Source organism: Nitrospiraceae bacterium, assembly GCA_019637075.1.
Lineage (GTDB): Bacteria > Nitrospirota > Nitrospiria > Nitrospirales > Nitrospiraceae > JAHBWI01.
This window is the reverse complement of the sequence record JAHBWI010000004.1, coordinates 475607-500248: the sequence shown is the minus strand read 5'-3', so window position 1 is coordinate 500248 and position 24642 is coordinate 475607. Positions and strand designations below refer to the sequence as shown.

Genomic DNA, 24642 nt, shown 5'->3' with positions numbered 1-24642 from the left:
CATGGTCGTGAACGCGGCACAGCAGTATCGGCAGACTCAGGTCATGACGGCGAGCAAAGTTCAGCTGATCGTCCTGCTCTACGATTCCGCCATTCAGTCGTTGGAGTTGGCTCGGGAAGCTATCCTGACCAACAACTACAAAGACAAGGCGCGGTTTCTCGACCGTGCCATCGCTATCGTGGGCGAGCTGTCCAGTGTATTGGATTTCGAGCGCGGCGGTGAGATCGCGAAGTCTCTCCACCGACTCTATGACTTCATGGTGTATCAGTGCACGCAGGCGAACCTACACCACAGCGGGAAGCACCTGGACGGACCGATCCGCTGTCTGGTGACCCTGCGTGAGGGGTGGCAGGTCGTGGCACGGCAGGAAGCGGCAGTGCCGGTTGGTCGGTGAACGCGAGGCACCCATGGCTGACATGCATGCCGCAGAACGGTTGACCCACGACGCGTTGGCGGCGGTGAAGGTCGGTGACTGGGACCTGGTGGACCGCTGTTATGCCGAGCGAGGCATTTGTCTGACCACGATGCCGATGGACGCGAACTTGGCAGCAAAGCTCCTGGCACTGGATGGAGAAGTACGGAATGCCGCTGTCGTTGCGCAGACCGCCATTTTGAGCCTCCTTTCCGAAGCCGGCAAAACCCGTCAACATCTTCGTCGACTCAAGATAGCGCAGTCGCCTGCCGCCGATCAGGGCGTCGGGATCCATCTCAAGGCGTAACGAGATCCCTGCTCATCCAGAAGGGCTTCCCAGACGCTGTTAGGTTCGAGGTTTTCATGGCCGGCTCCTCCCACACATCCACTGCCTCTTCCATTCGTTCCGTCAAGAGCGAAGAGCGTCGAGAATGGCTCCGAATCGACGACCGTGTTCTCCTGGAATATGCCTTGGTGGGAGAGCCCTTGGACAGCCAGCATCCCGACTTGCCGCCCGTGACGGAAGAGGCGATTGCGACTGCGGTGGCCAAGCCGACGCTTGATTTGTTGTCTCGTGCCGGCGAAAGCCTGGCCGAGTCGCCGCTGTTGCCGTGGGTCTCCAAGATCGATTGGATGCTGGAGACCATCCTGAAGTCATTGGCCAAGATTCAGCCCGGCAGCGTGTCCATCGCGAGGCTGACTGAGGTGAATATCAGCGCCGGGGGGATAGGCTTCGTGACTCCCAGGCGATTCAAGGCGGGTGACTCGTTGGCCTTGCGCCTTATCCTGCCGCCGTTCACCCTCATCCAGACCACCGCGAAGGTCATTCGCGTGACGGCGGCTCCGGCCGAAACCGGCTTTCGATTGGCCACTCAGTTTGAAAGCCTGAACCCCGACGATCAGGAGCATCTGATCCGGCATATCCTTCAAGTCCAAGCCGAACGGTTGCGCGCCAGAAAAGCGGCACGCTAATCCCGCCTCCTCGCGACCTTGCTCTCTCCGCCGCGACAACTTCTCAACAACGCAGGTTGACGACATCACGGGGATACCCGTCGGCGATTCTCGAGCGTCGGGGAGTGTGGTTTGCTCAGGCAGCAGGAGCGCTTGGAGCGACGGGCGCGTCGGCCTTGGCTTCGGATTCCGCAGGCGTGGTTTCCGGCGGGAGGGGGCGGGCAAGGATCTGCAGCAGCGACTCGGCCGCTTTTTCGAGGGCTTTGGAGCAGGGGGCAGTCGGTTCAATTTCAACGACCGGTAAGTAGCTTCTCACGGCGCGCACCATGGCCGGGTCATCCGGGATTTCCCCCAGCATGGTCAGTTCGCCCCCGACATATTCCTTCAACAACTTCTTTAACTGTAGAACGTTGACGCGAGACTTGCCGGAGACGCGATTCACGATGAGGTGAGGCTGAAATCCTTGGAGCGTTCTGGCCGCCGTTTCGCGGGCATTGGGATCGGTCTCGGTCACCGCCTGAATGACTTCCTCGATACTGCTGAAATCTCGATCTGAAAGCACGTCGTTCACGGCATCGCGAACCAGAAAGGCAGAGAGGACACGACGAATCGCTGCTAACTTAATGAAACGGTAGAGGTCTAGGACCGATGTGGGGTCGGGGGTGGCCACGGTCAGGTAATGGTCGGCCATGAGGAAAAAGTCGAGGGCGTGGTAGCTGGTCCCGGCTCCGATATCGACGATGATGACGTCAGCCTGAAGTTGCTTGAAATGCCGAATGAGGCGCTTCTTTTTCCCGTAAGGCAGGTTGGCCGTCGACAAGGTATCGCCTGTTCCCGGTATGAGCTGGAGAAACGGGTGGGCCGAAATCGGTTGCAGGACGGCTTCCAATCGATCGACCCGGCGTTCGATGAAGTCCGTCAGGGTCAGCGTCGGATGGAGCATGCCGAATAAGATGTGAGCATCGGCCCCCCCCACGTCCAAGTCGGCCAAGACCACGCGTTTCCCCTGTTTGGCCAAGAGCATGGCCAAGTTCGCGGCGATGACGCTCTTTCCGACCCCGCCCTTGCCTGATCCAACCGAAACGATTGTTGCCATTGACAGCGGTCTTGCTCCGTTTCCTCCGATGGACTCTCTTCCTGTCGGTTGTTTTGCTGAAAAGTTTAGCAGGTCATGGGAAAGGGAGGATGTTTCCCTAAGCATACCACCGGGACCTGGCCGTCCGGCCGGTTCGGGAGCCCGGCATTAAAGTTTGCCAGGGGGACCTCCGATACCACATCCGTTATGAACGACGCAATGGCGACAACAACCAACGTGAACCTGGACAGTGCAGCACATTCGGATAGCGAGATTCTGACCGTGATGGAAGTGGCCCGGTTCCTCCGGGTGCCGAAATCCACCGTGTACAAGCTCGCGCGCCTTGGGCAGCTGCCGGCTTCCAAAATCGGGAAGCATTGGCGGTTTCTGCGGCGAGATATCCATGAATGGATGCACAGTCGCGGACAACAGGGCTAAGTCTCATTCTTCCAGGCTGGAAGGGTGGCGGCGCATGTCCGATTGGTCCCTGGCAATGGGTGTGACCTTCGACGGCCGCCGTCGGAAGGGCGAACACAATTCGGAGCGATATAAGGGAGTCTCATGACTGACGGGAATACCGCCAAGAAATTGAACGACGCGAGCGCCTCGATGGCGCCCGACACGTTCAAGCAATTGCGTGACCTGATTTATGAACATACCGGGATCTATTTTCAGGAAAGCAAGAAGTATCTCTTGGAGAGCCGGCTCCAGCCGCGACTCAAAGAATGCCGCTGCCGCTCGTACGAGGACTATCTCAACTTCCTGCGCTTCGATGCCTATCGTGATCGTGAATTCACGGGACTCTTCACCGTGATTACGACCAACGAGACGTACTTCTTTCGAGACGAGGCGCAGCTCGAGACGTTCATGAAAGTGATTGTCCCGGCGCTGATGAAAGTCAACGAAGCGAGTCGGCAGATCCGTCTGTGGAGCGCGGCCTGTTCGACCGGGGATGAGGCCTATACGCTGGCCATTCTCCTTAAAGACTATCCGCCGCTTGCGAACTGGACGATCGATATCCTCGCGAGCGACATCAGCGAAAGCGTCCTCGAAGTGGGACGAAAGGGCGTGTATAGCTCGCATTCGCTCAGGAAAGTGCCGCCGGGGCTCCTGGCCAAATACTTTTCCGGTCCTAAGGAAGAGCAATGCCTCGCGCCACACGTCAAGAGCGTCGTCAAGTTCATGAATGTCAATTTGTACGATCGCCCCAGACTGAAGTTGATTCGGGGTATCGACGTGATCTTTTGTCGAAACTGTCTCATCTATTTTGATGACAAAGCCAAGACCCAGATCGTCACTGATTTGCGGGATGCCCTTCGGCCGAAGGGCTTCCTGGTCATCGGGTTTTCGGAAGCCCTTCCTGACAAGGGTGGGGCATTCAAACCCATTCATTCCGGCCGTGCGGTCGTATACGAGAAACAGTAAGGAGGTTGCCCATGCCAGCAGATCCGAATATGAAGATTCTCGTCGTCGATGACATGTCCACCATGCGTCGCATCGTCAAGAACATCTTGAAGCAGCTCGGTTTTAACAATCTCGAGGAAGCGGAGAACGGCCAGGAAGCCCTCACGAAGCTGAAAGCCGACAACTATGGCTTCGTGGTGTCCGACTGGAACATGCCGGTGATGATGGGCATCGATATGCTGCGCGCGATTCGGGCTGATGAGAAGTTGAAAAAGATTCCGGTCTTGATGGTGACGGCCGAGGCTCAAAAGGAGAACCTCATTGAGGCGGTCCAAGCCGGCGTCAGCAACTACATCGTCAAACCATTCACCGCGGAGACGATGCAGGAAAAAATCAGCAAGATCTTCAAGTGAAGCTGGACCGAACCCTGTGAGGGCATGATGGCACAATCCCGTGTAGTACCGAAAAAAGCGGTGGAAATCGACGAGGATGCGCCGGAACCGGTCGATCCCAACGCCAAGCTGTACGAAGAGCTGGGTGAACTGGCGCGCTTCATCGATACGACGATGAAAACCTTGTCGGAGTTCAGCGCGCCGGTCAACAACTCGACCGAGCAGTTACCGCAGGCGATGACGCATCTGACCAACCTGAAGACGATGACCGAAAAGGGAACCCATGAGGTCATGCGCCAGGTGGAGGCGATCCAGGAGAACCATGCACGGCTGGCCAAGATCCTGAAGGAGCTGGCCCAGGCGGGAAAAGCGGATTCGGCTCTCATCAAGGGGTGTGCCGGAATCAGCGACGTGATGAAGGACGACGACAAGCGGCTCGTGGAGATCATGACGGCCCTCTCCTTCCAAGATCTGGTCGCCCAGAGTGTGAACAAGCTCGTGACGATTCTGGATGAGGTCGAACACAAGCTCCTCCAACTGGTCGTGGTCTTCGGTCCCTACCAGAAGCAGGCGGCCAAGGGCACCCAGGACAAGGCGAGCGAGATGTTGAAACAGCTTGAGGCGACCAAGAACACGTCGATGAATCAGGATCTGGCCGACGAAATTCTCAAGGAGTTCGGGTTCAACTGAGATGGTGCCGGTAACCGAGGGCGGAGTACGGGGCTCTGGTCCGATTACGAGTGTCGATAGGCGAATCGCGGATCCCCTTTCGGCGGTCGCCCTGCTGCAGCGGAGGAAGCCATGAGCGATGAAATGCAGGAAATTCTGAACGACTTTCTGACCGAATCCAACGAGATGCTCGAGGTGCTCGACCAGCGCTTCGTCGCCCTGGAGTCCGATCCCACCAACAAGGATCTGCTGAACGAAATCTTCCGGGCCATGCACAGCATGAAGGGCTCCGCGGGATTCCTCGGGTTCACGCATCTGGTGGACGTGGCGCATCGCGGCGAAAACATTCTCAACAAGCTCCGGCAGGGGGAAATGGCGGTGGTTCCGGCAGTGATCAGCGTCATTCTGGAAGCCGTCGACATCATCAAGGCCCTCATGGCGGACATCAAGGACACCGGAACGGACAACAACGTCGCCACAGCCGAGATTGCAGCCAGGCTCGACGACATCATCAACGGGAAGGTCGGCGAAGCGGCGATGCCGGCGGCGCCCCCGAGCGCCACGCCCGCGGCGGCCGCGCAGGCAGAACCTGCCGCTCCCGCTCCCTCCGAGCCGGCGCATGTCGCCCCTACCTTGGGCGAAATTTTGGTGAACGAGGGGCTGGCCAGCAAGGAGCAGGTGTTGGACGCCCTCAACGCCCAACAGCACCAGCCGGATCCGAAGCCGCCGCTCGGCGAAATCTTACTCCAGGCGAAAGCCATTACAGAACGTGCCCTGGATCACGCCCTTCAGAAACAAGAGAAGCCCGGGAAACCGGCCGAAGAGGATGCCACGATCCGGGTTGAAACGAAGCGCTTGGACAGCGTCATGAACCTGGTCGGCGAGCTGGTGCTCGGGCGAAACCGGTTGATCAAGATCGGAACGCAACTGGAACAGAACCATGAATCCGATCCCCAAGTGCGGGCTCTGGGTGAAACCCTCGCCCAGCTGAATCTGGTGACGACGGACCTGCAGTTGGCGGTGATGAAGACCCGGATGCTTCCCATCAAGAAGGTCTTCGCCAAGCTGCCCCGAATGGTGCGGGATCTCTCGCAGAAGCTCGGAAAACAGGTGCGCCTCGAAATGCGCGGCGAGGAAACTGAACTCGACAAATCCGTTGCCGATGAGATCGGCGATCCGCTCGTACACATTGTGCGCAATGCGATCGATCATGGCATTGAAACGCCGGCCGAGCGCCAGCAGAAGGGGAAGCAAGGCGAGGGAAGCCTGGTCATCGCGGCGAGCCAGGAAGGCAACAGCATCGTCATTCGCATCAGCGACGACGGACGCGGCATCGCGGTGGACAAGGTCAAGGCCAAGGCTCTGGCCAAGGGCCTGGTGAGCGAAGCCGAGTTGGCCACGATGGAGCATCGCGAGGTGCTCAACCTGATCTTCCTGCCGGGATTCAGCACCGCCGAAAAAGTGACGGACGTCTCGGGCCGCGGTGTCGGCATGGATGTGGTTAGGACGAACATCCGCAAGATCAACGGTACGGTGGATTTGGAGTCGGAGCAAGGGAAGGGCAGTCAGATCATCATCAAGCTGCCGTTGACGATCGCCATTATTCAAGCCCTGATGGTGGAAGTCCAACGATCGATTTTTGCGATTCCGCTCAGCTCCGTCATCGAAGCCGTCCGAATCACGAAGTCGGACATCAAGACGATCAACGGTCGGGAAGTCCTGCATCTCCGCGACCGCGTCCTCCCGCTGATTCGATTGGCGCAGGAATTCGACGTGCCGCACGAGATCGATCGGGATCGGTTCTACGTCGTCGTGGCCGCATTGGGCGACCGGCGGGTCGGGATCGTCGTCGACGAACTGCGATCGCAGGAAGAAGTGGTCATCAAGTCCATCTGGGATTACCTCGAAACCGTCAAAGGCGTATCCGGGGCCACGATCACCGGTGAAGGCAAAGTGGTCCTGATCCTGGACACCTCGGAATTGGTCCAAAACGCGCAAGCGTGGCACGCGGCGGCGTTCGCCGCATGATACAGCGTCGCAACGTCACCTGCGGGACCTCGGTCGCGTGCGAATGACGGCTTGAGGCAGCTGAAGGACGAGCGGGCAGCGGGAGGAGAACATGTCGAACCTCATTCAAGAAATTGATGCACGTACACGGTTAGCCGGCGCGAATCAGATGGAGTTGTTGCTGTTCAAGATCGGCACCAACGAGATCTACGGCATCAACGTGTTCAAGGTTCGTGAAGTCATGAAGCTCCCGGCGCTGACCCAGATCCCCGAGGCCGACAGCCGAATCGTGGGCATGGCCAACATTCGCGGGACGATGGTGCCGGTGGTGGGGTTGAAGCGCAGTTTGGGGCTCGGCGCGGAATCCGATCTGTACTCGAACGATCCGGAGCGGCCGCAGCCGTATCTCATCATCACGGAATACAACAACAGTCTTCAGGGGTTCTTGGTCGCCGGCGTCGACCGGATCATCCGCTTCTCCTGGTCGGCGATCCGCACTCCGCCCGCCATCGTGCGTGAAAACAACAAAGGCGCAGTGACCGCGGTGACGATGCTCGAAGACGGCCGGATGGTACTGATTTTGGATGTGGAAAAGGTCCTCTATGACATCTGCCCGAGGTCCGATGAAGAAGTATTTGCGGGTCTGGTGAGTTCACCTGAGTTGAAGGGGAAATGCCTGCTTTTTGCCGATGACTCGTCGGTTGCCCGCACCCAGTTGCGAAAGGCCTTGGAGCGATTGGGGATCGCGTATCACATTGCCACGACCGGCGGGGAGGCCTGGCAGAAACTGCAAGCCATGGCCGAGCACGCGACCGCCGAAGGCAAGCAGCATGTCGATCAGATCCACGGGGTCATCAGCGATATCGAGATGCCGGAAATCGACGGCTTTACCTTGACCAAGAACATCCGAGCCGATCCGCGGCTCGCGCATCTGCCCGTCATCCTGCATTCATCCCTGACAGGAACCTGCAATATGGAAAAAGGGCGCACGGTCGGCGCAACCGACTATATCACCAAGTTCGACGCGCGCATGCTGCGCGACAAGTTGACGCATCACTTGACTGTAGTGGAGGCGAGTGAGTGTTAGGACCGAGTCGGCCGCTCATGACGGCAAACCGGCGAGGGTTTCTGTACCGCGCTTAGTTCCATGATGGAGGGGAAGCATGGAGAATTTACGATGAAAAGGTTAGGCAAACTTTCCGTTCGATATAAGCTCATGCTTCTTATGGGGCTCTTCGTCGTGGGATTCGGTGCCTTTGCTCTGGTGGGACTGAATACTTTGGAAGAACTTAAAGTGACCGGGCCCATCTATCGGCATATTGTCGAAGGAAAAGACCTTGCCGCCGATGTTCTCCCTCCTCCGTTGTTTGTCGTATCCGGAAACGTGACGGTTCTGGAGGCGCTCAGTGAAACCAAATTGGAAGAGCAAAAAGCTCACTTGAAGCAATTGCAAAAGGTGCGGCGTGAGTTTGAGGATCGCGCCTCTTGGTGGGAAGGCCGGCTCCCAGAGGGACAGATCCGGGGGCTCGTCCTTGATAGGGTCATCCCGAGTGGACGTGAGTATCTGGAAATGGCCGAACACCAGTTCATGGTGTTGGTGTTATCCGGCGACGGGAACAAAGCGAAAGCCATGCATGAGACTACGCTGCTGCCGCTCATGAGAAAGCATCGTCAGTACGTGGATGAAGTGACCATGATGATCGAGGCGAAGACCAAACAGGTGGAAAGCGAAGCGGTTAGGGCCGCAAAGGACCGGGTTCGGTTTCTTTTGATCATTGCTTGCGGGGCAGTGATCCTTGTCTTTACTGTCGGCTTCATCATCGTGGCCGCCATCGTAAGGCCATTGGGCATGCTGTCCAATACGATGTCCATGCTGGCGTCCAGCTGGGACTTGACCCTACGGGCGCCGGTCAACGGAGAGGATGAAGTCAGCAAGGCATGCATTGCATTCAACCAAGTCGCGACTAAACTGCAGAATAGCCTCACCGCCGTGTCGGCTGCCACGATATCGCTGGCCGCTGCAAGCGAACAACTATCCACGAACGCGGAACAGTTGGCGAGGGAGAGCAAGCAGCAATCCGAACAGGCGGTGCATGCCTCGGCAGAGGCCGAGCAAATGTCCGCGACTGCCGCCCATGTGTCACGGAGTGCTCAAGGAATCGCCACGCAAGCGCAGTCCGCCGTCACCGCCGCCATGCAGGGCAACGACATCGTTACGCATTCCGTCGCCAGCATGTCGCAACTCGGGGATACTATTCGCATGTCCGCCGAACACATCCATCAATTGGGTGAGCGGTCCGAACAAATCGGACAGATTGTCCGGATCATCGAGGATATCGCCGATCAGACGAATCTTCTAGCACTCAACGCCACCATCGAAGCTGCCAGGGCCGGCGAGCAGGGACGCGGATTCGCCGTGGTGGCCGATGAAGTTCGGAAGCTTGCCGAACGAACCACGAAGGCAACGAGAGAGATCTCCGATACGATCCGCACCATACAAGACGATACGGGGCAAGCCGTGACAGCCATGAAGAGAGCTACCGGCGAGACACATAGCGGCACAGAACTGGCTCAAGCTGCCGGCCAGCGACTGAGTCTCATTGTAGCTTCAGTCAAAGCTGTAACGGACATGATCCAGCAGATTGTCGGATCGATTGATGAACAGTCTAGCGCTGCTCAGAAGATCGCTCACAATGTCGAGGGCCTCGCGAAGCGAAACGAGAGAGGACTTAGCCAGATCTGGGAAGCGACGGACAGTTTGGCGCGAATGTCCACTGACCTGCAGACGGTCGTCGGTGGGTTCAAGTTGGCCTAGTTTGGGAGTGAGCGCTGTCATGCGGGACACGGTCATACAAACGAAGGCGAATGGTGAGGCGGTTCGAGTTCTCGTTGTGGATGATTCCGCATTCATGCGCAAGAGCCTGTCGGGCATGTTGGATGACGGAAAGAGGATTCAGGTCGTCGGGGTGGCGCGCAACGGTGAAGAAGCGGTGCAGCAGGTCCATCAACTGAAGCCGGACGTTGTGACGATGGATGTGGAAATGCCGGGCATGACCGGTTTGGAGGCCCTGAAGCGGATTATGTCCGAGCGTCCGACCCCCGTGCTGATGGTCAGTTCTTTGACCACCGAAGGGGCCCAGGAAACCCTGCAGGCACTCGAATATGGAGCGGTGGATTTTGTCCCCAAACAGCTCGACGGCGTGGCCTCGAAAATCGCCGAGATTCAGAAGGAACTCGTGTCGAAGGTGTTGGCGGCCAAGTCTGCGGGGCCGCGGCTCAAGCGGATCCCGGCCGTCGGGGCGGCGAAGCCGGTGGCCGTCCCGGCCAAGGCGATCAGCAGCCATGCGGTCAGCGTGACCCGCGGCTTTAAGCTGGTGGCGATCGGCTGTTCCACCGGAGGGCCTCAGGCCCTGTTCGAGATCATGCCGACGATCCCGGCCGATTTTCCCGCAGGAATCGTGATCGTCCAACACATGCCGAAGAGCTTCACGAAACCCTTTGCCGATCGACTCAACACAATTTGTTCCCTCGAGGTGCGGGAAGCGGTGGACGGTGATGAGATCAAGCCGGGACGGGTGTTGGTGGCGCCGGGCGGGTGGCAGTTTCGGGTGGTGAGGAAGTCCATCACCTCCAACGTGGTGAAGTTGTCCTCCAATGTGGAAAACCATCCGCACGCTCCTTCGGCCGACATCATGTTGCAGTCGGTGGCGGCCCTGTATGGCGAACGGAGCATCGGTGTGATTCTGACCGGTATGGGGCATGACGGATTGGAGGGCATGAAGGCCATTAAGGCGGCCAGGGGAAGAACGGTCGCCCAGGACGAAGCGTCCTCGGTGGTGTATGGAATGCCGAAGGCGGTGGCCGAAGCGGGGTGTGCGGAGAAGGTCGTGGCATTGAACAAGGTGATCGGCGAGATCATGAACATGGTGTAGCAGGGAGCGCTGGTAACCCGTCAACAACGGAGGAGCGAGGAGGCCTTATGGGTACGTTGATGAAGAATATGACTATTGGGCCGAAGTTCATCCTGTCGATCGGCGTGAGCGCGTTGGTCGTCATGCTGGTCGGCCTGTTTGTGCTGTTTGAACAGGAAGAGAGCAAGATGGATACGATGCTGGAGGGGAGAATCAAATTGCTCTCCCAGCAGATCATGATCGGCCGTGCCTATATCGCGGCAAACTATGCCGGCAAGATCAAGAAGTCCAAGGCCGGTTCGGACATTCAAGTTCTGAAGGACCACGCCGGGAATCCCGATGCGATTCCCGTTCCTGCCACTGCCGTGAGGGAAATGGGCGAAGAGGCCAGCAACACGGGCCTCTACACGGCCAGGCTGGTGAGCCAGAATCCGATTAACCCGGCCAATACCCCGAAGGATAACTTCGAAAACGAAGCCATGCGGGCGATCATGACCGGCGCCGAGAGCTATGCGCGCCGCGATGAGGTGAACGGCGTACAGATGTTCCGCCGAGCGCTGGTCGACAAGGCATCATCCGGAGCCTGCATTACTTGCCATACTTCGAATCAGGTGGGCGACACCTTGGGTATGTTGATCGTGTCGGTGCCGATGGCTCAGGCGATCGCGCTGTCCAATAAGTCCATATGGCAGACCGGTGGGTTGATGGTCGGCATGGTCGTTCTGGTGCTGGTGGTGATGTGGTACATGCTGCGCAGCATCGTGCTGCAACCGTTGGCCAAGATGACGGAGATCTCCAAAGATATCGCGAAGGGCGAGGGGGACTTGACCAAACGCGTGCCGGTGGAAGGGGATGACGAGATCGCCCGTCTGGGTGGGTACTTCAATGAGTTCATCGAAAAGCTCCAGAAGATGATCAAGAAAGTCGCGCATGTTACGGACAAGGTTGCGTCTGCCTCTGTTGAGCTCTCCGCCACGGCGGAAGAGATCAGCAAAGGCACGGAAAACTTGACGTCTCGCGCATCACAGACGGCCGCAGCGGTGGAAGAGATGAATGCCACCGTCGGGCAGGTGGCTCAGAACTCCGGCAAGGCCGCCAGCCTGGCGCAGGATACGGTAAAAACCGCCCAGGAAGGCGGCGCGGTGGTGTCGAGCACGATCTCGGGCATGCAACACCTGTCCGAAGCGGTGTCGAACAGCGCGACCATCATCGCCGAGCTGGGTCGGTCGTCCGATCAGATCGGTGAGATCGTCCGCACGATCGAAGACATCGCCGATCAGACCAACTTGCTGGCCCTGAACGCGGCGATCGAAGCCGCCAGAGCCGGCGAGCAGGGGCGTGGATTTGCGGTCGTGGCCGATGAAGTCCGGAAGCTGGCCGAGCGTACCACGAAGGCCACGAAGGAAATCGGCGATATGATCCGCCAGATCCAGCATGATACGCGCGGTGCGGTGGACTCCATGCAGCAAGGGACCCAAAAGGTCACGGCGGGCGTGGACCTGGTCAATAAGACAGGCGAAGCGCTGACCAAGATCGTGCAGATGGTGTCCGAGAGCGCGGACATGATCAGGCAGATCGCCGTGGCATCCGAAGAACAGTCCGTGGCGACGCAGCAGATCGCCAGCGACATCGAGAATGTGGCCAAGGTCACCAAGGATTCGTCCTCCGGTGCCCACGAATCGGCCAAGGCCAGTCAAGACCTCAGTCAGTTGGCGGTCGAGCTGCAAGGGATCGTCGGCGGATTCAAGGTCTGATGCATCGAATCCAATGGGAAGGAGTGCATTATGAGTGTGGCGGAGCATAACAAGACCGCCGCGTCGGACGGTACGGGCACTGTCCCGTACCGCCTGACGGAGGGCGGGGGGGACGATCTACTGCAATTCGTGATCTGCCGCATCGGGGCTGAGGAATTCGCAGTCGACGTCCTGAGCGTGCAGGAAATCAACCGGATCGTGGAGGTGACCCGGGTGCCCAAGACGCCCGGCTACGTGGAGGGAGTCATCAACCTTCGCGGACGCATCATCCCGGTCTTGGATCTCCGTAAGCTGTTCGGCTTGGCCTCGGTGAACCAGACCTCACAAACCCGGATCGTCGTGGTGTCGGTTCAGGGCCGGCTGGTGGGGTTGGTGGTGGATTCCGTGGAGGAGGTTCTGCGGATTCCGAAGAATTCGATCGAACCGCCGCCCAACGTCGGCACCATGGCCGGGGCGGAATTCACCCAGGGGGTGGGCCGGATCGAAGACCGCTTGTTGATTCTTGTGGACTTGAACCGACTGCTCTTGAACCGCGAAGCGGCGGTCTAGGCGGTCGGTTCGCTGTGCGGGGTGTCCGGTGAGGCGGGTGGTGTCTGCTGGCGTTTCGCCCGGGCATCGATGACGCGCTGGAGGAGCTGCAAGGATTCCGTCAGGACGTCGGACGCACAGGTCAGCGTCACGTGGAATTGCTGCATGGCTTCCGGCCAGCGCCCCTCCTGCTGCAGGGCCTGAAACTTACGATGCTGTTCATCAAGGATGGCCTGCTTCGCGTCGAGCATCAGACTATCGGCTGGACCCACGAGTTCACCTCCAGAGACGCAGTGTTCATGGAGGTGGACGGTAGCAAACTGATTCTGACGGGCGCAAGCCCATCCTCCGCTTGCTCGTCAGTACTTTCGAAGGGGCTCCGCAGCGCCGTCGGCATGAAGATGAGGTAGGCACACCGTGGATATCGCAACCATACTGGGGATCGTCATCGCGATCGGATCGATCTTGGGCGGGCAGGCCCTGGAAGGCGGTCATGCCGGTTCGATCATGCAGCTCACCGCGTTCATCATCGTGATGGGGGGCACCATCGGTGCGTGCTGCGTTCAGAACCCGCTGCCCGTTGTGATCAAAGCGATTGGATCCCTGTCGCTGGCTATTTCCAGCCCTGCTCACGATGTCAAAGGCACCATCACCCAGATTTTGGATCTGGCGAACGTTTCCCGGAAACAGGGACTCCTGGCCTTAGAGGGGAAGATCAAGGAACTGCACGATCCGTTTTTTCAGAAAGGTGTGCAGCTGATCGTCGACGGAACAGATCCGAAGGTTGTGCAGGAAATCCTGGAGATCGATGTCGAGCATCATGAAGAAGAGGGCGTGATCGCGGCAAAGGTATGGGAGGCCGCCGGAGGGTACGCACCCACCGTCGGTATTCTCGGCGCAGTGTTGGGTTTGATTCACGTCATGGAGAATCTGGCCGACCCTTCGAAGTTGGGCGGCGGTATCGCGGTCGCATTTGTCGCGACAGTGTACGGCGTCGGGGCCGCGAACCTGTTCTTTCTGCCGGTGGCCAATAAGATCAAGCTGAAACTGAAGGAAGAAGCCGGGATGCGGACGATGGTGATCATGGGGCTGGTCGGGCTGGCCCAAGGCGAGAACCCGAGGCTGTTGCAGGAAAAGTTGGAAAGTTTCCTCCCGGTCAGTGAACGCAGCAAAGAAGAAAAGAAATAAGTCGTAGTTCGTGAGGCGCTGTTCGCGGCCGGCCGCCGACGCTTCACGCTCCCAACACGAGCCACGGTCTGCAGATGGCAAAGAAGAAACACGAAGAACACGAAAACCACGAACGCTGGCTCGTCTCCTACGCGGACTTCATCACCCTTCTGTTCGCCTTTTTCGTCGTCATGTACTCCGTCTCCTCCGTGAACGAGGGGAAATATCGCACGGTCAGCGATTCGATCAAGGCCGCTCTCAACCCGATCACGAGCGCGCCGGCTTCCCGGATGCCGTTCACGATCGGCGACAGTAAGCCCCGCCTCATCAATCCGGAGTTGGCCAGCGCCAACGAGCCCGTGATCAGGCGCATCCGCCAGATCATGAAAAGGTTACAGGCCGATCTCAAGCCCGAGTTGCAGGACGTCAGTATCATGGAGACCGGGAACGGGACAATCGTGATCAATCTTCCCGAGAGCGTGCTGTTCAACAGCGGGGAGGCTCGGGTCAAATCGGAAGCGCTTCCGTTTCTCCAGTCGCTCTCGGAAATCCTTGTGGAGATGGATCGGCACGTCCGCGTGCTGGGGCACACGGACAACGTCCCGATCAGGACGGCCCAATTTCCCTCCAACTGGGAGCTGTCAGCCGCCCGTGCGGTCATGGTCGTACGGATTCTGTCCGAATTGAATAGCGTCCCCCCGAGGCACCTGTCGGCGACCGGCTTTGCCGATTCCCGTCCGCTGGTTCCGAATGATACCCCCGAAGGGCGCAGCAAGAATCGCCGAGTTGAGATCGTGGTATTGGAGCGTCCTCCGGTGGACGAGTCGCCGAAGGGCACGAAAGATCGAGAGATTGTCCCGGGAGTGACATTGCCGACCGTCGGAATTCCTGCGGCACGGAGCGGCAATCTCGTTCAGACTGCGCCTGGGCCGGAAGCCCCACTCGTAGGTAGTCCTCCCTCCGGACAACACTAGGATTCTTAAGAGGCTTAAGAAAATGAAGGCACGAACCGATAGAGATGTTCGGATACTACTTACGCTGCGACTGCTTCTGGTGAGTTCCCTATGCTGAAACCGACCGGTGAGTTGACCATCTTCGAAGTAGGGTCGCTGTGTGACGCGTTGAAAACCGCTGTGGCCGAGGAGGCGCCGGTAACTCTCGATCTGTCCCGGGTGACGAAGCTGGATGCGTCCGCCGTACAGCTCCTCATCGCGGCTCACTTGTCCGGGCGGGTGGCCGTAAGCGGTCTGTCCGACGAATGCAGTCAACGAGTGGCGAGCTATGGGTTCACCAAAGCTCTGTGTCCGTCGGCCGGCAATAGATAACCTCGAGAGCCTGAACACGATGGGATTGGAAATCGTCCTTGCGGTGGCAATGCTCGTGCTCGGTGCGGCCTTGGCCACGTGGAATTGTAAACGAATACATCGCCGCCAGGTCGCCGATCTCGACGCGCGATACCGTCGCGAGCTGGATGAGCAGACGGGACGCGCCAGGAGATGGGAACGATTGGGGCATTGCGGCATACCCCTCATCCCCATCCTGAACGCGCAGATGACCTCCATCATCCATCAGACAGAACAGGCTGCCACCGACCTCGGAAATCGCTTTCGGGCAATGGCGCAGCGAGCCAGCGAGCAGGCGCAGGAATCATCGAACCTGTTTCTCAACGACGATCTGAGCCTTGAGAACGTGCTCAAAACGACCGAGACGATGTTGTCCGGGTTTGTGAGCGATGTCATGAAATCGTCGGAGATGGCGCTTCAAATCGCCACCGTGATGGATGAAGTCGATCGGAGTTCCAAGGCCATCACGAATATGGTGGGTGAAATTGAATTTATTGCGGACCAGACGAGGCTGTTGGCGCTCAATGCCGCCATCGAGGCGGCACGGGCCGGAGAGCATGGCCGAGGGTTCGCCGTCGTGGCGGACGAAGTCACCAAGCTCGCGAACCGTTCAGGTCAGGCGGCAAGCAGCATCAATGCCCTGGTTCATGAAGTGCAACGCAGCACCGTAGAGGCGTTGACGACGGTCCAGGCACTGGGGTCGGTCGATTTGACGAAAACCTTGTCCACCAAGAAGCATCTCGATCAGATGACCCACAAGCTAGCGGAGAAGAACGACTCATTGAGAGACGCGGTGATGAAATCAAAGGGGCATGCCGAGGAACTCTCTGCCGACGTATCCAGAGTCATCATGGCGCTCCAATTTCAGGACATTACACGTCAAAAACTGGAGCATGTGATCGAACCGCTGACCGAGATGCGGACGCTTATGGAAGCGTTGTCCGGCGGCGTGTCCGACGACCAGCTTACGCAGCTCATGGGAATCATGGAACGCTTGGAAAAAAGTTACACCATGCAGGAAGAGCGAGCCATCATGCATTCGTCGATGAAGGGACGTGCCCCCGCGGCCTCGGCCTCGCAGCCTGAAGAGATGAGCGTCACGTTGTTTTAGTCGTTCGGTACCAGAACCAAGGAGCGCACCATGCCGAAGACAGTCCTCGTAGTCGACGATTCCCCAACCATGCGTCAGATGGTCTCGTTTACGTTGACGAGCGCGGGCTACCAGGTCATCGAAGCCGGCAACGGCAAGGAGGCCCTGACGAAGGCCGGCGGCAGTAAGCTGGATCTCGTCGTGACCGATCTGAATATGCCGGAAATGGACGGGATCAGCTTGATCAAGGAGTTGAGAAAGAATGCCTCCTTCAAGTTCACACCTATCTTGATGCTGACTACCGAGGCGGCCGACGACAAGAAAAAGGCCGGCCAAGCGGCCGGCGCGACCGGATGGATCGTGAAGCCGTTCAACCCGGAACAAATGATGGCGGTCGTGAAAAAGGTATTGCCGGGTTGAGCCATGAGTACTGATCTCTCTCATTTCAAAGACGCATTCTTCGAAGAGTCTCAGGAGCACCTGACCACCATCGAAGAGGGGTTGCTGCAGTTGGAGCAGCGGCCCGGCGACCTCGATCTGTTGAACCGGATCTTCCGCGGCGCCCATTCCATCAAAGGCAACAGCGGCATGTTCGGGTTCACCGCGGTGTCGCAATTTACCCATAAGATGGAATCCGTCCTGGATCAACTCCGGAGCGGACAGATGGTGGTGACCGTCGAGTTGACCGATCTCTTACTGCGATCGCTTGACTGCCTGAAAAACTTGATCGAGTGCGCCAGGACCGGCCAGGAACCGGATCAGCCGACGATCGTTGAATTGGGCGGATTGCTCGAATCGAGCCAAGGCATACAACAGGGAGCGCCCCCGTCGACGGTATCACCGACTCATCGTTCCGCGGATCCTTCCGGAACGACACGGTATCGAATCTCGTGGACCCCGCCCTCATACCTCTTCCAACGCGGCCTTGATCCCCTGCAGTTCATCAAGGAGGCAGGCGACCTGGGGCGGCTTGCGACTGTGACGGTCGATTCCACTCGGCTGCCGGATCTGACGCATTTCGACGCAGAAGAATGCTATCTCACCTGGACCATTGAGATTGAGACGGCAAAAGACCGGAAGGTCATCGAAGGAATCTTCGACTTCGTCCGGGATGACAGCCAACTCACGATCGAGGCACTCGACGCGGTGGTGAAGGACGAGCCTGTCCGATCGGCGGTACCGGCCGACCGACCGTCACCGGATGGTCAGAAGCCGTTGGGCGAAATTCTGGTGGAGACCGGCGTGGTCTCGCGTGAGGCCCTGGATCAGGCTTTGGCTCAGCAGAAGCGCGTCGGCGAGATCTTAGTCGAGCAGAAAGCCGCAACTCCTGAGCAGATTTCGGATGCGCTGAGGAAGCAAGCCGAGGGCGCCGGCCCCGCGAAGAAGACCGATACGACGTCGATACGAGTCGATACCAGCAAGATTGATAAGCTGATCAACCTGGTCGGTGAACTCGTCATCACCCAATCCATGCTGAGCGATCTCGGGGCGCGGTTCGAAATGAAGCAGCTGCCGCTGCTCTTGGAGCGGATGGCCGAATTGGAGCGCAATACGCGTGAGATCCAGGAACGGGTGATGGGCATTCGGATGTTGCCTATCGGGACGGCTTTCAGCCGCTTCCCACGGCTGGTGCGCGATCTCGCCGGTAAGGCGGGCAAGAAGATACAACTGGTGCTCTCCGGCGAAGAGACGGAATTGGACAAGACCGTCATTGAATCGATCGGCGATCCGCTGACCCATCTAGTCAGGAATTCTGCCGACCACGGCCTCGAACCACCGGAGGAACGGCTGGCGGCAGGAAAGTCGGAGCAGGGCACCATCCGGCTGAACGCCTTTCATGAAGGCGGCAATATTTGCATCACCGTGGAAGACGACGGGCGGGGCTTGAACCGGGAGAAGATCCTGGCGAAGGCGGTCAAGCAGGGATTGGTCGGCGAGACCGAGAAGCTCTCCGACGATCAGATCTGGGGCTTGATTTTCCGCCCAGGCTTCTCCACCGCCGACAAGGTCACCGACGTTTCAGGGCGCGGCGTCGGCATGGATGTCGTCAAGCGCAACATCGAAGGCCTCGGCGGGACCGTGAGTATCAAAACTCAGACCGGAAAGGGCACAACCTTCACGCTCAAGTTGCCGCTGACCCTCGCCATCATCGAGGGCATGACGGTTCGCGTCGGGCGGGATACCTACATCGTTCCGCTGTTGTCGATTCTCGAATCGATACAGCCGAAACCGAGCATGGTGAAGAAAGTGGTCGGGAAGGGGGAATTGGTCAACGTACGAGACGTCTACCTCCCGATCTCGCGGCTGTATGAAGTGTTCGGATTGCAACCGGAAATCAGCGACCCTTGCAAGGCCATTTTGATCATCCTGGAAACGGAAGGGGACCGAGTGGCCGTCATGGTCGATGAGATCCTCGGCCAGCAGCAGGTCGTCATCAAGAGCATGGAGCAGAATTTCAGGAAAGTGGAAGGAGTCGCGGGCGCCACCATCTTGGGCAACGGCACGGTGGGATTTATTCTCGACGTCCGCGGCGTCCTGGATATCGCGCGCCGCGGCGCGGCTGCGGCGGCGTGAGCGCCTCCGCCCACGACTAGAATGCGAGGAGCCGATATGGTCTCTCCGTTTGACCGAATTGAGGAAGTGATCGGTGACATCAAGCGGGGACAGTGCGTCATCTTGGTGGACGACGAGGATCGGGAAAACGAAGGAGACCTCGTCGTTGCCGCTCAATTTGCCACCGCGACCGCCGTCAATTTCATGGCCCAACATGCCCGTGGGTTGATATGTCTCGCATTGACTCCCGAGCGGGTGGAACAACTGCATCTGCCGCAGCAAGCGGCAGACAACACGACCGCGTTCGGAACGGCCTTCACGGTATCCATCGACGCGAAGCACGGGATTACAACGGGGATCTCCGCCGCCGACAGAGCTCAAACCATCCGGGTCGCCATCGATCCCAAGAGTCAGCCCGCCGACCTGGCACGGCCGGGGCATGTTTTTCCGCTCAAGGCCAAAGAAGGAGGGGTGTTAAAGCGCGCCGGACAGACTGAGGGTTCGGTCGATCTGGCTCGCTTGGCCGGTTTGTATCCGGCAGGTGTCATCTGCGAGATCATGAATGAGGACGGCACGATGGCCAGAGTTCCCGAGCTTCAGCGGTTCGCCGCCAAGCACAAGCTGAAGATGACCACCATCAAGGCACTCATCGAATACCGTATGAGACGCGAATCGTTCGTCAACCGGGTGGCCAGCACGCGGTTGCCGACCAAGTTCGGTGCGTTCGAGGCGGTCGCTTATCAGAATACGATCGACGGCAGCACGCATCTGGCGCTTGTGAAGGGCCCACTCGATGTGAACAGCCCTACATTGGTCCGTGTCCACTCTGGCTGTCTGACCGCCGATGTGTTCGGTTCGCTGCGTTGTGACTGCGGTGATCAGTTGCACCGCGCGCTGGAATTGATCCAGCAGGAAGGCAAAGGTGTCTTGCTGTATCTGGATCAGGAGGGACGCGGGATCGGCCTGCTGAACAAGATCAGGGCGTACGGACTTCAAGACGAGGGCTGCGACACGGTCGAAGCCAATTTGAAGTTGGGCATTCCGGCCGATCTACGGGATTACGGTGTCGGCGCTCAGATTCTTGCCGACCTCGGCCTCCGATCCATCAGGTTGATGACGAATAATCCTCGCAAAATCGTCGGGATCGAAGGGTATGGATTGAAGGTCGTCGAACGAATTCCGCTCGAAATTCGACCTGGTCGGAACAATCGGAAGTATTTGCGAGCCAAGAAAGACAAGCTGGGACACATGTTATTGGCCGTATGAGTCGGACGGCGCGAGGGCTTGTCTAGGGGCACGATGATGGTCTTGCCGATCGAATGCCCGATCCAGGAGGCACTTTTATGGCGTTACTGATCAATAACAATTGCATCTCCTGTGACGCCTGTCTACCGGCTTGTCCCAATCAGGCGATTTTTGAGAAGCGCAACGATGCCGAATCCAACGGCTACCATGTCAGTGGGGGGCAAGGATCCGACGGCACCACGTATGTGATTTCTTATGACCGCTGTACGGAATGTGTCGGCCATTTTGCCGAACCTCAGTGTGCTTCAGCTTGCCCGATCGGTGACTGTTGCGTGCCGGATCCGATGTTCCCGGAATCCGAGGAAGTGCTATTGGATCGGGCGCGTCGTCTCCATCCCCATAAAGAGATTCTGCGCGACATGGTGTGGAAGGGGGCCAGGAACTAGCTGGTGACGAGGAGGGGCGCTCGGTTGGATCTGTGGATTGAGAAGCGTAGCCACGCAGTATTGTGGGTGTCGATCCCATAGAGCCGAATCCATCGTGATGTTCGGCTGGCCGCATTGAGTTCCGGCAATCGGTATTGAGGCAAGGTACGTTGTGCAACAGGGGCAGGCGCGATGAAGGAGGACTTATGGCGGGAGCACTCGAAACCGGAACCAAGGAATTGAATCAGCAGATCGGGCTCACCACGGACGGAAACCAGTTCTTGACCTTCAATTTGGGAGATGAACTCTATGGACTGGATATTCTCCGCGTCCAGGAGATCAAAGGCTATACCACCGTCACGAAAATTCCCAACACGCCGTCCCATATCAAGGGAGTGTTGAATCTTCGCGGCACGATCGTCCCGATCATCGAGCTCCGCACCAAATTCGGCATGCCCACGATCGATTATACGGCCTTTACGGTTATTATTGTCGTCGTGGTGCGTGACAAGATCATAGGCCTCGTTGTCGATGCGGTCTCGGACGTGCTGAACATCGACAAGAAAGACATACAACCTTCCCCTCAGTTCGGGGCCAGCGTCGATGTGAGTTTCTTGAATGGGATCGGGAAGTCCGGCGACAAGCTGATCGCTCTCCTGGACATGAATCGGTTGCTGTCGGAGGGAGATCTTCGGGCGTCGTCCCCTGCTGCCGCATAGAGCTCGAGCGACTCATCATACAGATATCATTTCACTCAATATTCGGAGGAGAACCACGATGGCAACCGCAAAAAAAACGAAGATCGGACCACAGAAGAGCAGTAGTGTGAATGAACTAGCGCTGAAGATAGACGCACTTGACCGAGCACAAGCCATCATCGAGTTCAATATGGACGGGACAGTCATCACAGCCAACGACAAATTCTTGAAGACGCTCGGCTACAGCCTCGATGAGATCAAGGGACAACACCACCGCATGTTCTGCGACCCGGCCTATGCCACCAGCCCGGAGTACCAGGCTTTCTGGGCCAAGTTGAATCAAGGCGAATATGATGCCGGGACCTATCAACGGGTCGGGAAGGGGGGCAAGGACATCTGGATTCAGGCTACGTACTATCCCCTCAAAGACGCCAGCGGCAAGCCGTATAAGGTCGTGAAATTTGCGGCCGACGTGACCGAGAGGGAAACGGAAATTCTGCATATGCGTGAAGAGCTGAAGGTCCGTATGGACATTATGAATACGACCAGTATCGTCTCAGAGGCTAACCTTAAGGGCGATATCATGACGGTCAATGACAAATTCCTCCAGGTCTCGAAATATCCAAAGGAGGAATTGATCGGTCATGGCCATAACACGACTCGGCATCCTGATATGCCCAAAGAGGTCTTCAAGCAGATGTGGGCGACCATCGGCCGTGGGCAAATTTTTCGGGGCGTCGTCAAAAACCGAGCGAAGGACGGGACACCGTATTACGTGGATGCGGTGATTGCTCCATTCGTCGACAAGAAGACGGGAAAGCCGCGCAAGTATCTGGGGGTGCGGTATGACATCACCGAGCAAGAAATTCAACGCCAGAACATGCAAGGCATCATGGATGCGATCAATAAATCCTATGCCTCCATTGAGTTCAAGCTCGACGGCACGATTATGGCGGCGAACGAAAATTTCTTTAAAACCATGGGGTATAGCCTCGACGAGATCAAAGGCCAACATCACCGGATGTTCTGTGATGCCACCTACACGAGTTCCCCGGAGTATGCCGCCTTTTGGCAGAAGCTGAATCGAGGAGAGTTTGATGCCGGTGTCTACCGTTGGATCGGTAAAGGAGGGAAGGAGGTTTGGATTCAGGCATCTTACAACCCGATCAAGGACGAGATGGGCAGGCCGTTCAAGGTCGTGAAATTTGCCATCGACATCACGGCCCAGAAACGCGCGCAGGCTCAGCTCGAGCTCTGTATGGCGGAAGCACAGCAATCGCTCGAGGCACTGGCACACGGCGACCTGACTCAATCGATGAACGGCACGTACGAAGGAGAACTTGAGAAGATCAAGGCGAGCGTCAACTCAGCTTTGACGAACCTGTCGAACACCATGGTGACGGTGCGCGATGCGGTGGAGTCAGTGACCTCCGGCTCCGAGCAGATTACGAGGGGAAATGAAGATTTGTCGCAGCGGACGTCCGAACAGGCGAGCGCGCTGGAAGAAACCTCGGCCTCGATGGAAGAGATGACTTCCACGGTCAAACAGAACGCCGACAACGCCAAACAGGCGAACCAGTTGGCGATCGCGGCGCGCGATATCGCCGATAGAGGCGGCTCGGTCACCAAAAAGGCCGTCGAGGCGATGGGCGAAATCAACAAGAGCAGCAAGAAGATCGCCGACATCATCACGGTGATCGACGAGATCGCCTTCCAGACCAATCTCTTGGCACTGAATGCGGCGGTCGAAGCCGCGCGGGCCGGCGAGCATGGCCGCGGCTTTGCGGTGGTTGCATCCGAGGTTCGGAACCTCGCGCAGCGGTCCGCGACCGCAGCCAAGGAGATCAAAGGCTTGATCAACGAGTCGATCCAGCGCGTGACCGACGGTAGCGAACTGGTCAACCAGTCCGGGAAGACCCTGGAGGAGATCGTCAGCTCCGTCAAGCGCGTGACCGACATCATCGCCGAGATCTCCGCCGCTTCCCAAGAGCAGGCTCAGGGAATCGACCAGGTGAACAAAGCCATCATGCAGATGGACGAGACGACTCAGCAAAACGCGGCCTTGGTGGAGGAGACCACGTCGGCCAGCCAGTCGATGAAGGACCAAGCCAAGGAGCTTATGCGGCAGGTGGAAATTTTCAAGGTCGCGGTCCATCAATCGGGCGGCGACACCGATGCTGTCGCTACGCGGGCTGCGGCGCCCAAGGCGGTCTCAAAGCCGGACGCCGCGCCGGGCGGGGCTAAGCCGGGTGCGAAGAAGCCGGTCCTTTCGGCCAAGCCGTCGTCCGGGAAGGTGTCCGCCGAGGTCGCTTCCGGAAACGGCCACGATCGCCGGCGCAAGGAAGACGACTTCGAGGAGTTCTAGCATTCCTGGAGGGGTGGGTGGACCCGATGGGCCATCCGCTCCTCCCTTGTTTCAACTACGCCATTCCGCACACCCCAACGTGGGCTGATCCTCTTAAGATTTTCCCCGTGCCAACCGATACAGCTGTGGGATGCTCTGTTCTCAGTAGCGGGCGGCAATCCGTTGCGATTGGCCACTGCGAGACGGGGAGGAAACCATGGACCTCAAATCGATGCTGTGGTACGCAGTGCTCTCCAGCCTGACGATCGCGTACCTCGTCGTCCTTGCCGGCGTGCGTTCCGCGAAAACGCACGATGTCACCCATCATTCTCATCGCATGATTGTGGGCTGCACCATCGTCGGGTTGTGGCTTGTGGCCTATGTGCTCAAACAGGCCCTGTTCGGCCGCGAGAGCTTCCGCGGAAGCGAGAGCGAATACTGGGCTTGGTATGTCCCGGTCTTCGTGACTCACATGGTGCTTGCTGTCACGACCATCGTCCTGGGCGGGTACAACTTGTATATGGGGTTGCATAGACTGCGGTACGGCAGCGTAGGGGCCATGGTTGCAGGCATGACGACCCATCGACGGATGGGCAAGGCCCTGGTGTGGAGCTTTAGCGGCACCATGATCACTGCGTACCTTGTGTACCTCATGCTCTTTGTCTGGTTCTAGG

The 24642-nt window shown here is 58.2% G+C and carries 26 protein-coding genes; 24 read left to right on the top strand and 2 right to left on the bottom strand.

Going from position 1 to position 24642, the window contains the following annotated elements:
- Position 1 precedes the first annotated feature (1 nt).
- Genes fliS through KF814_13620 form a run of 3 tightly spaced genes read left to right on the top strand, consistent with a single transcriptional unit; the run spans position 2 to position 1384 of the window.
- Positions 2 to 394 carry a flagellar export chaperone FliS gene (fliS, locus tag KF814_13630; protein MBX3237186.1) on the top strand — a complete coding sequence of 131 codons (393 nt, stop codon included), beginning with the start codon at positions 2 to 4 and terminating at the stop codon, positions 392 to 394.
- A 13-nt stretch (positions 395 to 407) separates the two neighbouring features.
- Complete coding sequence (locus KF814_13625; protein MBX3237185.1) at positions 408 to 719, top strand: hypothetical protein; 312 nt, start codon at positions 408 to 410, stop codon at positions 717 to 719.
- A 56-nt stretch (positions 720 to 775) separates the two neighbouring features.
- Positions 776 to 1384, top strand: coding sequence for a PilZ domain-containing protein (locus KF814_13620; protein MBX3237184.1), 609 nt, complete (start codon positions 776 to 778; stop codon positions 1382 to 1384).
- A gap of 115 nt (positions 1385 to 1499) precedes the next feature.
- Here the strand turns inward: KF814_13620 and KF814_13615 are convergent, their stop codons facing one another.
- Positions 1500 to 2459 carry a P-loop NTPase gene (locus tag KF814_13615; protein ID MBX3237183.1) on the bottom strand — a complete coding sequence of 320 codons (960 nt, stop codon included), beginning with the start codon at positions 2457 to 2459 and terminating at the stop codon, positions 1500 to 1502.
- A 198-nt stretch (positions 2460 to 2657) separates the two neighbouring features.
- Here KF814_13615 and KF814_13610 point away from each other — a divergent pair, with 198 nt between their 5' ends.
- The 10 genes from KF814_13610 (at position 2658) to KF814_13565 (ending at position 13124) form a co-directional block, all read left to right on the top strand.
- A complete protein-coding gene (locus KF814_13610) occupies positions 2658 to 2876 on the top strand; it encodes a helix-turn-helix domain-containing protein (GenBank protein ID MBX3237182.1) in 219 nt (72 codons plus the stop codon).
- A 123-nt stretch (positions 2877 to 2999) separates the two neighbouring features.
- Positions 3000 to 3863: a protein-glutamate O-methyltransferase CheR gene (locus KF814_13605; GenBank protein MBX3237181.1), complete on the top strand. Its 864-nt coding sequence runs from the start codon at positions 3000 to 3002 to the stop codon at positions 3861 to 3863.
- A 29-nt stretch (positions 3864 to 3892) separates the two neighbouring features.
- Positions 3893 to 4255 (top strand): chemotaxis response regulator CheY, encoded by a 363-nt coding sequence (locus KF814_13600; GenBank protein ID MBX3237180.1) that lies wholly within the window; start codon positions 3893 to 3895, stop codon positions 4253 to 4255.
- A gap of 27 nt (positions 4256 to 4282) precedes the next feature.
- Entirely contained in the window at positions 4283 to 4924 is a 642-nt protein-coding gene (locus tag KF814_13595) for a protein phosphatase CheZ (protein MBX3237179.1), read from the top strand.
- A gap of 111 nt (positions 4925 to 5035) precedes the next feature.
- Positions 5036 to 6931, top strand: coding sequence for a chemotaxis protein CheA (locus KF814_13590; protein MBX3237178.1), 1896 nt, complete (start codon positions 5036 to 5038; stop codon positions 6929 to 6931).
- A 91-nt stretch (positions 6932 to 7022) separates the two neighbouring features.
- Positions 7023 to 7997 (top strand): chemotaxis protein CheV, encoded by a 975-nt coding sequence (locus KF814_13585; protein ID MBX3237177.1) that lies wholly within the window; start codon positions 7023 to 7025, stop codon positions 7995 to 7997.
- Positions 7998 to 8774: 777 nt separating this feature from the next.
- Positions 8775 to 9725 (top strand): methyl-accepting chemotaxis protein, encoded by a 951-nt coding sequence (locus KF814_13580; GenBank protein MBX3237176.1) that lies wholly within the window; start codon positions 8775 to 8777, stop codon positions 9723 to 9725.
- Positions 9726 to 9744: 19 nt separating this feature from the next.
- A complete protein-coding gene (locus KF814_13575; GenBank protein ID MBX3237175.1) occupies positions 9745 to 10842 on the top strand; it encodes a chemotaxis response regulator protein-glutamate methylesterase in 1098 nt (365 codons plus the stop codon).
- A 47-nt stretch (positions 10843 to 10889) separates the two neighbouring features.
- Complete coding sequence (locus KF814_13570) at positions 10890 to 12575, top strand: DUF3365 domain-containing protein (GenBank protein ID MBX3237174.1); 1686 nt, start codon at positions 10890 to 10892, stop codon at positions 12573 to 12575.
- A 30-nt stretch (positions 12576 to 12605) separates the two neighbouring features.
- On the top strand, positions 12606 to 13124 hold the full coding sequence (locus KF814_13565; GenBank protein MBX3237173.1) for a chemotaxis protein CheW: 519 nt from the start codon (positions 12606 to 12608) through the stop codon (positions 13122 to 13124).
- Here KF814_13565 and KF814_13560 read toward each other — a convergent pair.
- Positions 13121 to 13375 (bottom strand): hypothetical protein, encoded by a 255-nt coding sequence (locus tag KF814_13560; GenBank protein ID MBX3237172.1) that lies wholly within the window; start codon positions 13373 to 13375, stop codon positions 13121 to 13123. The genes KF814_13565 and KF814_13560 overlap by 4 nt on opposite strands.
- Positions 13376 to 13520: 145 nt before the next feature.
- Here KF814_13560 and KF814_13555 point away from each other — a divergent pair, with 145 nt between their 5' ends.
- From KF814_13555 to KF814_13505, 11 genes are all read left to right on the top strand, one after another.
- Positions 13521 to 14291 carry a flagellar motor protein gene (locus KF814_13555; protein MBX3237171.1) on the top strand — a complete coding sequence of 257 codons (771 nt, stop codon included), beginning with the start codon at positions 13521 to 13523 and terminating at the stop codon, positions 14289 to 14291.
- 74 nt (positions 14292 to 14365) lie between these two features.
- Positions 14366 to 15244, top strand: a complete 879-nt coding sequence (locus KF814_13550) for an OmpA family protein (protein ID MBX3237170.1) — start codon at positions 14366 to 14368, stop codon at positions 15242 to 15244.
- Between the two features lie 90 nt (positions 15245 to 15334).
- A complete protein-coding gene (locus tag KF814_13545) occupies positions 15335 to 15595 on the top strand; it encodes an STAS domain-containing protein (GenBank protein MBX3237169.1) in 261 nt (86 codons plus the stop codon).
- Positions 15552 to 16724, top strand: a complete 1173-nt coding sequence (locus tag KF814_13540) for a hypothetical protein (protein MBX3237168.1) — start codon at positions 15552 to 15554, stop codon at positions 16722 to 16724. Before KF814_13545 ends, KF814_13540 begins: the two co-directional genes overlap by 44 nt.
- A gap of 30 nt (positions 16725 to 16754) precedes the next feature.
- A complete protein-coding gene (locus tag KF814_13535; GenBank protein MBX3237167.1) occupies positions 16755 to 17123 on the top strand; it encodes a response regulator in 369 nt (122 codons plus the stop codon).
- 3 nt (positions 17124 to 17126) lie between these two features.
- On the top strand, positions 17127 to 19277 hold the full coding sequence (locus KF814_13530) for a chemotaxis protein CheA (protein ID MBX3237166.1): 2151 nt from the start codon (positions 17127 to 17129) through the stop codon (positions 19275 to 19277).
- Positions 19278 to 19313: 36 nt separating this feature from the next.
- Positions 19314 to 20522, top strand: a complete 1209-nt coding sequence (locus KF814_13525) for a bifunctional 3,4-dihydroxy-2-butanone-4-phosphate synthase/GTP cyclohydrolase II (protein ID MBX3237165.1) — start codon at positions 19314 to 19316, stop codon at positions 20520 to 20522.
- Positions 20523 to 20599: 77 nt separating this feature from the next.
- Positions 20600 to 20947 (top strand): 4Fe-4S dicluster domain-containing protein, encoded by a 348-nt coding sequence (locus KF814_13520; protein ID MBX3237164.1) that lies wholly within the window; start codon positions 20600 to 20602, stop codon positions 20945 to 20947.
- 185 nt (positions 20948 to 21132) lie between these two features.
- Positions 21133 to 21645: a purine-binding chemotaxis protein CheW gene (locus KF814_13515; protein ID MBX3237163.1), complete on the top strand. Its 513-nt coding sequence runs from the start codon at positions 21133 to 21135 to the stop codon at positions 21643 to 21645.
- A gap of 58 nt (positions 21646 to 21703) precedes the next feature.
- Entirely contained in the window at positions 21704 to 23989 is a 2286-nt protein-coding gene (locus KF814_13510; protein MBX3237162.1) for a PAS domain-containing protein, read from the top strand.
- Positions 23990 to 24185: 196 nt separating this feature from the next.
- Positions 24186 to 24641 carry a DUF420 domain-containing protein gene (locus KF814_13505; protein MBX3237161.1) on the top strand — a complete coding sequence of 152 codons (456 nt, stop codon included), beginning with the start codon at positions 24186 to 24188 and terminating at the stop codon, positions 24639 to 24641.
- Position 24642 lies beyond the last annotated feature (1 nt).

Excerpts from the sequence above, each read along its gene's own strand:
- fliS (MBX3237186.1), top strand. The coding sequence starts at position 2 with ATGGTCGTGAACGCGGCACAGCAGTATCGGCAGACTCAGGTCATGACG.
- KF814_13625 (MBX3237185.1), top strand. The coding sequence starts at position 408 with ATGGCTGACATGCATGCCGCAGAACGGTTGACCCACGACGCGTTGGCG.
- KF814_13620 (MBX3237184.1), top strand. The coding sequence starts at position 776 with ATGGCCGGCTCCTCCCACACATCCACTGCCTCTTCCATTCGTTCCGTC.
- KF814_13615 (MBX3237183.1), bottom strand. The coding sequence starts at position 2,459 with ATGGCAACAATCGTTTCGGTTGGATCAGGCAAGGGCGGGGTCGGAAAG.
- KF814_13610 (MBX3237182.1), top strand. The coding sequence starts at position 2,658 with ATGGCGACAACAACCAACGTGAACCTGGACAGTGCAGCACATTCGGAT.
- KF814_13605 (MBX3237181.1), top strand. The coding sequence starts at position 3,000 with ATGACTGACGGGAATACCGCCAAGAAATTGAACGACGCGAGCGCCTCG.
- KF814_13600 (MBX3237180.1), top strand. The coding sequence starts at position 3,893 with ATGAAGATTCTCGTCGTCGATGACATGTCCACCATGCGTCGCATCGTC.
- KF814_13595 (MBX3237179.1), top strand. The coding sequence starts at position 4,283 with ATGGCACAATCCCGTGTAGTACCGAAAAAAGCGGTGGAAATCGACGAG.
- KF814_13590 (MBX3237178.1), top strand. The coding sequence starts at position 5,036 with ATGAGCGATGAAATGCAGGAAATTCTGAACGACTTTCTGACCGAATCC.
- KF814_13585 (MBX3237177.1), top strand. The coding sequence starts at position 7,023 with ATGTCGAACCTCATTCAAGAAATTGATGCACGTACACGGTTAGCCGGC.
- KF814_13580 (MBX3237176.1), top strand. The coding sequence starts at position 8,775 with ATGTCCATGCTGGCGTCCAGCTGGGACTTGACCCTACGGGCGCCGGTC.
- KF814_13575 (MBX3237175.1), top strand. The coding sequence starts at position 9,745 with ATGCGGGACACGGTCATACAAACGAAGGCGAATGGTGAGGCGGTTCGA.
- KF814_13570 (MBX3237174.1), top strand. The coding sequence starts at position 10,890 with ATGGGTACGTTGATGAAGAATATGACTATTGGGCCGAAGTTCATCCTG.
- KF814_13565 (MBX3237173.1), top strand. The coding sequence starts at position 12,606 with ATGAGTGTGGCGGAGCATAACAAGACCGCCGCGTCGGACGGTACGGGC.
- KF814_13550 (MBX3237170.1), top strand. The coding sequence starts at position 14,366 with ATGGCAAAGAAGAAACACGAAGAACACGAAAACCACGAACGCTGGCTC.
- KF814_13545 (MBX3237169.1), top strand. The coding sequence starts at position 15,335 with ATGCTGAAACCGACCGGTGAGTTGACCATCTTCGAAGTAGGGTCGCTG.
- KF814_13540 (MBX3237168.1), top strand. The coding sequence starts at position 15,552 with ATGGGTTCACCAAAGCTCTGTGTCCGTCGGCCGGCAATAGATAACCTC.
- KF814_13535 (MBX3237167.1), top strand. The coding sequence starts at position 16,755 with ATGCCGAAGACAGTCCTCGTAGTCGACGATTCCCCAACCATGCGTCAG.
- KF814_13530 (MBX3237166.1), top strand. The coding sequence starts at position 17,127 with ATGAGTACTGATCTCTCTCATTTCAAAGACGCATTCTTCGAAGAGTCT.
- KF814_13525 (MBX3237165.1), top strand. The coding sequence starts at position 19,314 with ATGGTCTCTCCGTTTGACCGAATTGAGGAAGTGATCGGTGACATCAAG.
- KF814_13520 (MBX3237164.1), top strand. The coding sequence starts at position 20,600 with ATGGCGTTACTGATCAATAACAATTGCATCTCCTGTGACGCCTGTCTA.
- KF814_13515 (MBX3237163.1), top strand. The coding sequence starts at position 21,133 with ATGGCGGGAGCACTCGAAACCGGAACCAAGGAATTGAATCAGCAGATC.
- KF814_13510 (MBX3237162.1), top strand. The coding sequence starts at position 21,704 with ATGGCAACCGCAAAAAAAACGAAGATCGGACCACAGAAGAGCAGTAGT.
- KF814_13505 (MBX3237161.1), top strand. The coding sequence starts at position 24,186 with ATGGACCTCAAATCGATGCTGTGGTACGCAGTGCTCTCCAGCCTGACG.